8 protein-coding genes and 1 tRNA gene are annotated in these 8,162 nt (G+C 70.5%); 7 read left to right on the forward strand and 2 right to left on the reverse strand.

The window, feature by feature from the left end; genetic code table 11:
• Window positions 1-26: 26 nt before the first annotated feature.
• From ADL22_RS08535 to ADL22_RS08565, 7 genes are all read left to right on the forward strand, one after another.
• Complete coding sequence (locus tag ADL22_RS08535) at window positions 27-644, forward strand: HD domain-containing protein (RefSeq protein ID WP_066975393.1); 618 nt, start codon at window positions 27-29, stop codon at window positions 642-644.
• 142 nt (window positions 645-786) lie between these two features.
• A tRNA-Arg gene (locus ADL22_RS08540) sits at window positions 787-859 on the forward strand.
• A 1,288-nt stretch (window positions 860-2,147) separates the two neighbouring features.
• Window positions 2,148-2,615: an RICIN domain-containing protein gene (locus ADL22_RS08545; protein ID WP_066975383.1), complete on the forward strand. Its 468-nt coding sequence runs from the start codon at window positions 2,148-2,150 to the stop codon at window positions 2,613-2,615.
• A gap of 311 nt (window positions 2,616-2,926) precedes the next feature.
• Complete coding sequence (locus ADL22_RS08550) at window positions 2,927-3,451, forward strand: toxin-antitoxin system HicB family antitoxin (protein ID WP_066975385.1); 525 nt, start codon at window positions 2,927-2,929, stop codon at window positions 3,449-3,451.
• A 127-nt stretch (window positions 3,452-3,578) separates the two neighbouring features.
• Window positions 3,579-4,424 (forward strand): DUF4097 family beta strand repeat-containing protein, encoded by an 846-nt coding sequence (locus ADL22_RS08555; RefSeq protein ID WP_066975387.1) that lies wholly within the window; start codon window positions 3,579-3,581, stop codon window positions 4,422-4,424.
• Window positions 4,425-4,672: 248 nt separating this feature from the next.
• The gene (locus ADL22_RS08560; protein ID WP_234430600.1) at window positions 4,673-5,755 is read left to right on the forward strand and encodes an ATP-binding cassette domain-containing protein; all 1,083 of its coding nucleotides are present in this window, start codon (window positions 4,673-4,675) and stop codon (window positions 5,753-5,755) included.
• Window positions 5,752-6,534, forward strand: coding sequence for an ABC transporter permease (locus tag ADL22_RS08565; protein ID WP_066975389.1), 783 nt, complete (start codon window positions 5,752-5,754; stop codon window positions 6,532-6,534). Before ADL22_RS08560 ends, ADL22_RS08565 begins: the two co-directional genes overlap by 4 nt.
• Before the next feature lie 236 nt (window positions 6,535-6,770).
• On the opposite strand, the gene ADL22_RS08570 is transcribed toward ADL22_RS08565, so the two are convergent.
• Window positions 6,771-7,403, reverse strand: coding sequence for a hypothetical protein (locus ADL22_RS08570; RefSeq protein ID WP_159048597.1), 633 nt, complete (start codon window positions 7,401-7,403; stop codon window positions 6,771-6,773).
• A gap of 78 nt (window positions 7,404-7,481) precedes the next feature.
• A complete protein-coding gene (locus ADL22_RS08575) occupies window positions 7,482-8,141 on the reverse strand; it encodes a hypothetical protein (RefSeq protein ID WP_066975395.1) in 660 nt (219 codons plus the stop codon).
• Window positions 8,142-8,162 lie beyond the last annotated feature (21 nt).

The following is an 8,162-nucleotide window of genomic DNA, read 5'->3' on the forward strand; positions in this document are numbered from 1 at the left end:
CCCCCACCGCCTCTGCCCTCGCCGGCATCCCCGTCCCCGACAGCCGGCTGGCCCGCGAGGCCACCGAACTGGTCCGCGACCTCACCGACGACCTGATCTACCACCACTCCCACCGCGTCTACCTCTTCGGCGCCCACCACGGCCTCCGCCACGGGCTGGCCTTCGACCCCGAGCTGCTCTACGTGGGCGCCCTCTTCCACGATCTCGGCCTGACCGAGAAGTTCCGCACGTCCCAGCAGCGCTTCGAGCTCGACGGCGCCGACGAGGCCCGCGCCTTCCTGACCGCCCGCGGCGTCCCCGAGGACCGCGCCCGCCTCGTCTGGGAGGGCATCGCCCTGCACACCACGCCCGAGATCCCGCACCGCATGGCCCCCGAAGTGGCCCTCGTCACCGCCGGCGTCGAACTCGACGTCCTCGGCATCGGCTACGACACCCTGCCCCCGGAGACCCGCGACGCCGTCGTCGCCGCCCACCCCCGCCCCGACTTCAAGCGCCGCATCCTCCGCGCCTTCCACGCCGGCCTGGCCAACCGTCCCGCGACCGCCTTCGGCAACGTCAAGGCGGACGTCCTGGACCGCTTCGAAGCCGACTACACCCGCCCGAACTTCGTCCGGATCATCGAGGGCTCCCCCTGGCCGGCCTGACCCCCACCCGGCCCGCAACCCGGCCTCCCGCACGTTTCCGCAGGTCAGCGGGGGTGCGGGAATCGGATTTCGCCTGACGGCGCAGGTCATGTAATGTTGTTCCCGCAACGCCGACCGGCAAGAAAAACCGCCGGAAAGCCAAGCGCTCGTAGCTTAACGGATAGAGCATCTGACTACGGATCAGAAGGTTGCAGGTTCGAATCCTGCCGAGCGCACAGCACTCAAAGCCCCCGCCGGGTCCCCCGGACGGGGGCTTTGGCGTGCGGTACAGCAGCGAAGTGCGGCAACTGGGTCAGGCGTTGCCGCTCACGGCTCCCGAAAGGCTGTCGAGCGCGGCCCGTACGCCTTCCTCGCTCGCTTCTCTCCAAATCGGGTAGGTGGGACCCCGTGCGCAAGCGTGCGTGCAGCCAAGCGCGCATGCCGCAGCGCAGGAAGCCATGTACGAAGGCACGCACGAAGGCACGCACGAAGGCATGCACGAAGGCATGCATGACGTCAGGCCGCCATGTGCGCCATGGGGTGAGGATCCTCGATGGCTAGCCAGAAGGCGAGTGTTCTTGCTGGCACGGTCGAAGGCAGGAACCACTGAATCGAAAGTTGGGATGTGACATTTCCTTGATCAATTCGATGAATCTAAGCTGAGGCGGGGCCCTGGCCTTGGAAGTTGCGATTCTGTGTTTGGGTGGCCACAATCGGCCCACCAGGCCCGCGAGGGCGTTGAACGCACGAGGCCACCCGCGTGTCCGTAGGAAGAGGCGCGGGTGGCCGACGGCCCTGAGACAGGACCAGTTCAAGTATGAAAGATCGCTGGAGGCGATTCCAGGCTCCCACCCACCCGGCAGGCGTGAGCACCGTCTACATCTTCGGGCTCCTGACTGGAGTGATCTTGATTTGCTCCGGGCGGGCTTCGGTGCCGGAAGCAACGGGGTATGTCACGCCCTTCCTCCTCATCCACGAACGAATGGCCACTCAGCTCCGCGCCGCGCCGCAGTACAGCAACGGCGTACGGCACCTGCAGCAGCCGATCCCGTCCCGTCACCGCGCTCCAGGCCCTCTGGGTGGCCGCGATGACCGTCAATAACCGATCCATATAGAGCTGCGGATCAGAAGGTCGCAGGTTCGAATCCTGCCGAGCGCGCAGCAGGTCGGGTCGGGGGCCCTGTCGGGAGATCGACAGGGCCTCCGGGTTTTTCGCCTTCGGGCGGGGCGGCCGGTGGGTGGAGGAGTTTGATGCGCACGGGGGGCGGTTCGGCGGGCAGTTGACCGTGATGCCGGGCTCGGGGCGGCTCAAGTGGCTGGTCCGGTTGCTTGCTTGGGTGTTGGCGCGCGGCGGCAACATCGCAACCCGGTAATCACCTTTGCGGATGGTTTGCCGCATTCGGGGGCAAAGCGGGGGCAGCCTTCCGAGGCTTTGTCCCCGTGGAGGCCGTTGGGTGCGGGCGTGGAGGGCTTCGCGGCCGGTCCAGGGTCTCCGGAAACCACTGTGTGAAAGGCGATCGCCTCATGTTCCTTGGGTTCCGTAAGTGTCTTGGTGTTGTCGCGCTGGCGGTGACGGCCGCCGCGCTGCCGGCCGTCAGCGCCTCGGCCGCCGCGCCGGCCGACAGCGCGCGTGCCTTCGGCCGGTACTGCCTCTCCAACACGTGGGGGACGCCGGAGGTCCGTACGCGGTGGTGTGACAACGAGCCGGGGCAGCGGTGGGAGGTGCGGGGCGACCACATCGTGATGGGCGCCGACCCCCGCTACTGCCTCTCGAATACCTGGGGGACGCCGGAGGTCCGTACGCGGCCGTGCGGCAACGAGCCCGGGCAGCGGTGGGAGGTGCGGGGCGACCACATCGCGATGGGCGCCGACCCCCGTTACTGCCTCGCCAACACGTGGGGGACGCCCGAGGTGCGGACCCGGCCGTGTGCGAACGAGCCGGGGCAGCGGTGGGCCGTGTGGGGGGACCACATCACGTTGGTTGATGCGTGAGTGAAGGGGTAGTGAGGGGAGTTCTGTCTCGCGTGTCCTCGTGCTGGTGAGGGTGCGGTAGGCGCCGAAGGCTCTGTCGAGGGATCGATGGGGCCTTTGGTGTTTATGGGGGAGGGGAGAGGCGGGGCGGGACGTGCCGGGTGGGGGTTGGGTCTTCTGTGGCGTCAGGTGGCGTCAGGTGGCGTCAGGTGGCGTCAGGTGGCGTCAGGTGGTGCCAGGTGGCGCCACGGGGAGGCTGAGTGGTGCCGCGTGGCGCCATGTGGCGTCGATTAGGGGTTGCGGTGGCGCCATCGTGGTGCCATCATGGCGTTATGGACCTCACTCCGTATGTCGAAACACTCCGCCGTGAGCTCGCGGTGGCCGCCGAGGCCGGCGGGGAAGATGCCCGGGAGCTGGCCGAGCGGCTGACCACTCCCTTGGAGTCGGCGACCCGGCTCACGATGCTCAATGTGCTCTCCGCGGCCATGGACGAGATCACCCGGGAGCTCGCGCCCGGCTCGGTGGACGTACGGCTGCGGGGGCTGGACCCCGACTTCGTGGTGACGCTGCCGGCCGGCGGCGGTCACGGGGAGGTGCCCGCCGCGCCGGCCGCGCCCGTCGAACCGGTCAAGGCGCCGGTGCCCGCTGAAGGCGACGAGGGTGGCACCGCGCGCGTCAATCTGCGGCTGCCGGCCCACCTCAAGGCGCGGGCTGAGGAGGCCGCGAGCCGGGAGGGGCTGTCGGTCAACGCCTGGCTGGTGCGCGCGGTGTCGGCCGCGGTCGGCGGGGGCGCCCAGCCGCGTCCGGCGGAGCCGCCCGCCACGATCGGGCAGAGCTTCAGGGGGTGGGTGCGCTAACGGCGTCGTCACTACGGAAGCTGCCGGGCGCCCCGCGTCCGCGCCTGCCCGCTTCGCTCCGACCACTTCATCCACACCACGTCCCACCTGCGGGGACGGTTCAAGGACTCATGAGGACGGTACAGCCATGCCTTCTTTCCCTACTCCCGAAGCGATTTCGGTTACCGCCCGGGTCGACGCCGGGTCCATCCGGTTCTCCGCCGGCGACCGCGCCGAGACGGTCGTCGAGGTACGGCCCCGCAACCCGAAGAAGGACCGGGACGTGCGGGCCGCTGAGCAGACCGAGGCCACGTACGCCGGCGGGGTGCTCACCGTCAGGGCGCCCAGGCCCCGCAATCTCATCGGGCCCAGCGGCGTCGTCGATGTGACGGTCGAACTGCCCGCGGGCTCGCGCGTCGAGGTGACCGGTGCCTGGCTGCAGGTGCTCGGCGAGGGGCGGCTCGGCGAGGTACGGGCGAAGACCTCGTCCGGTGACGTGCGCCTCGACGCGACCGGGCCGCTGCACCTGACCGCCTCCCACGGCTCGATCACCGTCGACCGGGTGGAGGGCAACGCCGAGATCACCACCAGCTCCGGCAGCCTGCGCGTCGGCTTCGTCGAGGGTGCGGCGGTGCTGAAGAACTCGCACGGCACCACGACGGTCGGCGCGGCCATCGGCGATCTGCGGGTGAGTGGCGCCAATGGCGACATCGACATCGCGCGTGCGGAGGGTTCGGTCGCCGCCACCACTGCCCACGGCACGCTGCGGGTCGCCGAAGTGGCGCGTGGGAGCGTCCAGTTGGAGACGTCGTTCGGGGCGATCGAGGTGGGGGTCCGGGAGGGGACGGCTGCCTGGCTCGACGTCAGCTCGGAGCGCGGGCAGGTGCGCAACACGCTCTCCGCCTCGGAGTCGCCGGCCGAGAGCGAGGACACCGTCGAGGTCCGCGCCCGGACCCGCTTCGGGAACATCGATGTGCGGCGCGCGCGGGTCTGAGCGGCGGCCGCCGGCCCGTCCGCCCGGGGCCTGGGGCCGCGCCTGGGGCCGGGGGCCGCGCCGGGGCTGAGTGCCGGCCCCTGACTGCTCGCGCGCCGGCCCGCGGTCCGTGTGTCTGCTCCGCCGGCCCCGTGTCTCTGGCTCCGCCGGCCCGTGCCCCCGCTCCGCAGCCGCTTCCTCGTCGCGTACTTCTCACGTACTTCCTCACGTACTTCCTCGTCACGTCAGCCTCCGAAGGGGAGGGCTCCATGCGTTCTTCTGTCATGCCCATGCCGCATAGCGGTTCCGCGCGTCCACCGTCGTCGGTCGCCGTCTCCGCCAGCGGTCTGCGCAAGTCGTACGGCGACAAGACCGTGCTCGACGGGATCGATCTGCGGATCCCGGCCGGGACCGTGTTCGCGCTGCTGGGGCCCAACGGGGCCGGCAAGACCACCACCGTGCAGATCCTGTCCACGCTCGTCGCCGCCGACGGCGGACAGGCTCTGGTCGCCGGGCACGACGTCGCCACGTCGCCGGACGGGGTGCGCGCCGCGATCGGCGTCACCGGGCAGTTCGCCGCGCTCGACGACCTGCTCACCGCCGAGGAGAATCTGCTCCTCATGGCCGACCTGCTGCGGCTGGGAAAGCGGGAAGCGCGGGCGCGTACAAGGGAGTTGCTGCAGCGCTTCGACATCGCGGATGTCGCGCACAAGCGGGCGGCCACCTTCTCCGGCGGTATGCGGCGGCGGCTCGACATCGCGATGACGCTGGTCGGCGACCCGCAGGTGATCTTCCTGGACGAGCCGACGACCGGCCTCGATCCGCGCAGCCGCCGCACCATGTGGGAGATGGTGCGTTCGCTGGTCGCGGGCGGTACGACGGTCTTCCTCACCACGCAATACCTGGAGGAAGCCGACCAGTTGGCCGACCGGATCGCCGTGCTCGACGGCGGCCGGATCGTCGCCGAGGGCACCGCGGACGAGCTGAAGGCGCGGATCCCCGGCAGTCACGTACGGCTGCGGTTCGCCGACTCGACCGCGTACGAGCGGGCGGCGGCCGCCTTCCCCGGGGCGGCCCGGGACGACGAGAACCTCGTCCTGCGGGTGGCGGGCGACGGCGGCCTCGACGCGCTGCGCGCCCTGCTCGGCCGGCTCGACGCCGCCGGCGTCCGGGCGGCCGACCTCTCCGTGCACACGCCTGACCTCGACGATGTCTTCCTCGCGCTGACCGGGCACGGCACCGCTCGCGCCACGGATACCGGCACCACGGACGCCATGAACACCGGCACCACCGCTACCGCTGACACCACGGGCACCAGCGGTCCGTCTCGCGCTCAGGAGAACCTGCGATGAGTACCCTCACCTACGCCGTGCACGACTCGATGACGATGCTGCGGCGGAACATCAAGCACGCGATCCGCTATCCCGCCGTCTCGCTCGGCAGCGCGATGATGCCGATCCTGATGCTGCTGCTGTTCGTTTACGCGTTCGGGGACTCGATCGGCGCCGGGATGGGCGGCGGCCGGGACGCGTACCTGAACTACCTCACCCCCGGCGTGATCATCATGGGGGTCGCCGCCGGGGCGATGTCGACCTCCATCGCGGTCTGCTCCGATATGACCGAGGGCATCATCAACCGCTTCCGCACCATGAACATCACCCGTTCGTCGTTCATGACGGGCCATGTCGTCGGCAGCGTCCTCCAGACGATGGTGAGCCTCGTCCTCGTCGTCGGTGTCGCGCTGGCTCTGGGCTTCCGACCGCAGGCGGGCCCGCTGGAGTGGCTGGCCGCGGCCGGGCTCATCGCGGCCATCGCGTTCGCGGTGACGTGGCTGTCGGCGGCGCTCGGCCTGATCTCCAAGACCGTCGAGTCGGCGAGCAACAAGCCGCTGCTGGTCCAGTTCCTGCCGTTCCTCGGCTCCGCGTTCGTACCGGCCGGCTCGATGGCGCCGGGCCTGCGCTGGTTCGCCGAGCACCAGCCGTTCACCCCGATGACCGAGACGCTGCGCGGTCTGCTCACCGGCACGGAGATCGGCGACAACGGCTGGATATCTCTCGCCTGGTGCGCCGGCATCGCCCTGGTCGGCTACGTCTGGTCCCGCTCGCTCTTCAACAGCACGACGAAGCGCTGAGCGGCGGGGCCGGTACGCACCTCACCGGGTCCCGCGACCCGCTCAGCCCGCCACGGCGGAGGGCCCGACGTGTCTACGTGTCCACGTCGCTACGGGTCCTTCGCCGTAGTGCTGTGGGGAGCCGCGACTCGTGCCGGCACACACCTATGTCGGTTGCGTGCTGCGGCGACGGAATCCGTACCGCTGGAGTCTCGTCTCCGGCATCGGCCTTCCCTTTGACCGCCCGGTTTTGACGTTCAGCTGCCATCGGCGGGATCGGTCCAGTGCCAGGGCAATGTCGGTGGCAGCCAAGCCTCGCTTCCGGGCCGCTCGAGCACGGGAGGGCTGGCGTACTCGGGCAGTTGGGTGCCGTCGACGACGGCTTCGAGTGTGAGCTGTACGTAGCGCAGGTAATTCCGCACGTCTCTTATGTGCCGTTCCCGGTGCGCATGGCCGAGACCGCGCCAGCCGGCGTCGTAGGCGAGCTTCACCAGGGTCCGGTAGCGGTCGCGGACGGGCATGCCGCTGATCAGGAAGAGGTCCGTGTGCATGCCTCGGCGGATGGACTGCAGGGCGGTGATGCAGTTCCGGCGGGCGCGAGGGCTGAGGGCGGGCTGGTCCGTCGCCACGTCGGGGAGCGAGGGGAGCCAGTCGTAGAGGTCGGCAAGCCGTTCCAGTAGCCGGCGCGCGGCTTCGGCCGACCGTTCGCGTTCCCGCTCGGCACGGGCGAGCCGGGCTGCTGCGGACTGCTGGGAGAGCGCCAGCTCTCCCTGGGAGGCGATCGTCCTGATGGTTTGCCAGCGGGCCACCAGCACGGTGATGGCGCCACCGGCCAATGTCCCGAGTAAGGAGCTGGCGGCTTGACCCGCGAGGTCGGTCCAATGGCTCATCCGCAGCATGGTGGAGGCGTGGACCGTTCACGGCAAGGTGCCGGCTGGCTTGGTGAGGTGGGGTCGGACGGGCGGGCGTCAGGGGTTCGGGAGGTTGAGGAGGGGGGTGAGGTGGGTGCGGGTGTGGGTGGCGGTTTGGGTGGGGGTGCGGGTGGTGGTGTGGACGGGGAGGACGTGCCAGGGGGTGGTGGCGAGGAGGCGTTCGGTGAGGGCGGTTTCGTGGCGGAGGTGGGCGGCGGCGGAGTCGAGGTCGTGGACGGTGCGGGTGCCGGGGGAGGCGGCCAGTTTGGAGACGTACCAGTCGGCCCAGGCCGGGCCCTCGCGGTCGATGGCGCGGCGGAGGGCGGTGGCGGGGTCGTCCTGGACGTAGACCACGGTCACTTGGGTGGGGTGGACGGCGGCGGCCAGGTCGGCGAGGACGGCGGCGATGGCCGGTTCGTCGTGGCCCCAGGCGACGAGGGACGGGATGAAGGGGAGGAGGGCGTCGGTGACCAGGAAGTCGGTGCCGGCGGCGCGGGCGCCGGTGACGTAGGCGCGGGTGGCGGCGACGAGGGTGTCGGGGCGGACGGTGCCGGTGCCGTCGCCGAATTCCTCGGCGACCGGGCGGAAGGCGGGGTGGGTGAGGATGTCGGCCTCGGCGAAGTGCTCGACGGTGGCCCCGGATTCCGCGAGCCAGGTGGCCAGGGAGCGGCAGAGGGTGGATTTGCCGACGCCGGGGCTGTTGCCGATGACGGAGATGAGGTGGGGGTGGGGGCGGGG

Source organism: Streptomyces sp. NRRL F-4489, from assembly GCF_001509485.1.
GTDB lineage: Bacteria > Actinomycetota > Actinomycetes > Streptomycetales > Streptomycetaceae > Streptomyces.

Excerpts from the sequence above, each read along its gene's own strand:
- ADL22_RS08565 (WP_066975389.1), top strand. The coding sequence starts at position 5,752 with ATGAGTACCCTCACCTACGCCGTGCACGACTCGATGACGATGCTGCGG.
- ADL22_RS08560 (WP_234430600.1), top strand. The coding sequence starts at position 4,673 with ATGCGTTCTTCTGTCATGCCCATGCCGCATAGCGGTTCCGCGCGTCCA.
- ADL22_RS08550 (WP_066975385.1), top strand. The coding sequence starts at position 2,927 with ATGGACCTCACTCCGTATGTCGAAACACTCCGCCGTGAGCTCGCGGTG.
- ADL22_RS08555 (WP_066975387.1), top strand. The coding sequence starts at position 3,579 with ATGCCTTCTTTCCCTACTCCCGAAGCGATTTCGGTTACCGCCCGGGTC.
- ADL22_RS08570 (WP_159048597.1), bottom strand. The coding sequence starts at position 7,403 with ATGAGCCATTGGACCGACCTCGCGGGTCAAGCCGCCAGCTCCTTACTC.
- ADL22_RS08545 (WP_066975383.1), top strand. The coding sequence starts at position 2,148 with ATGTTCCTTGGGTTCCGTAAGTGTCTTGGTGTTGTCGCGCTGGCGGTG.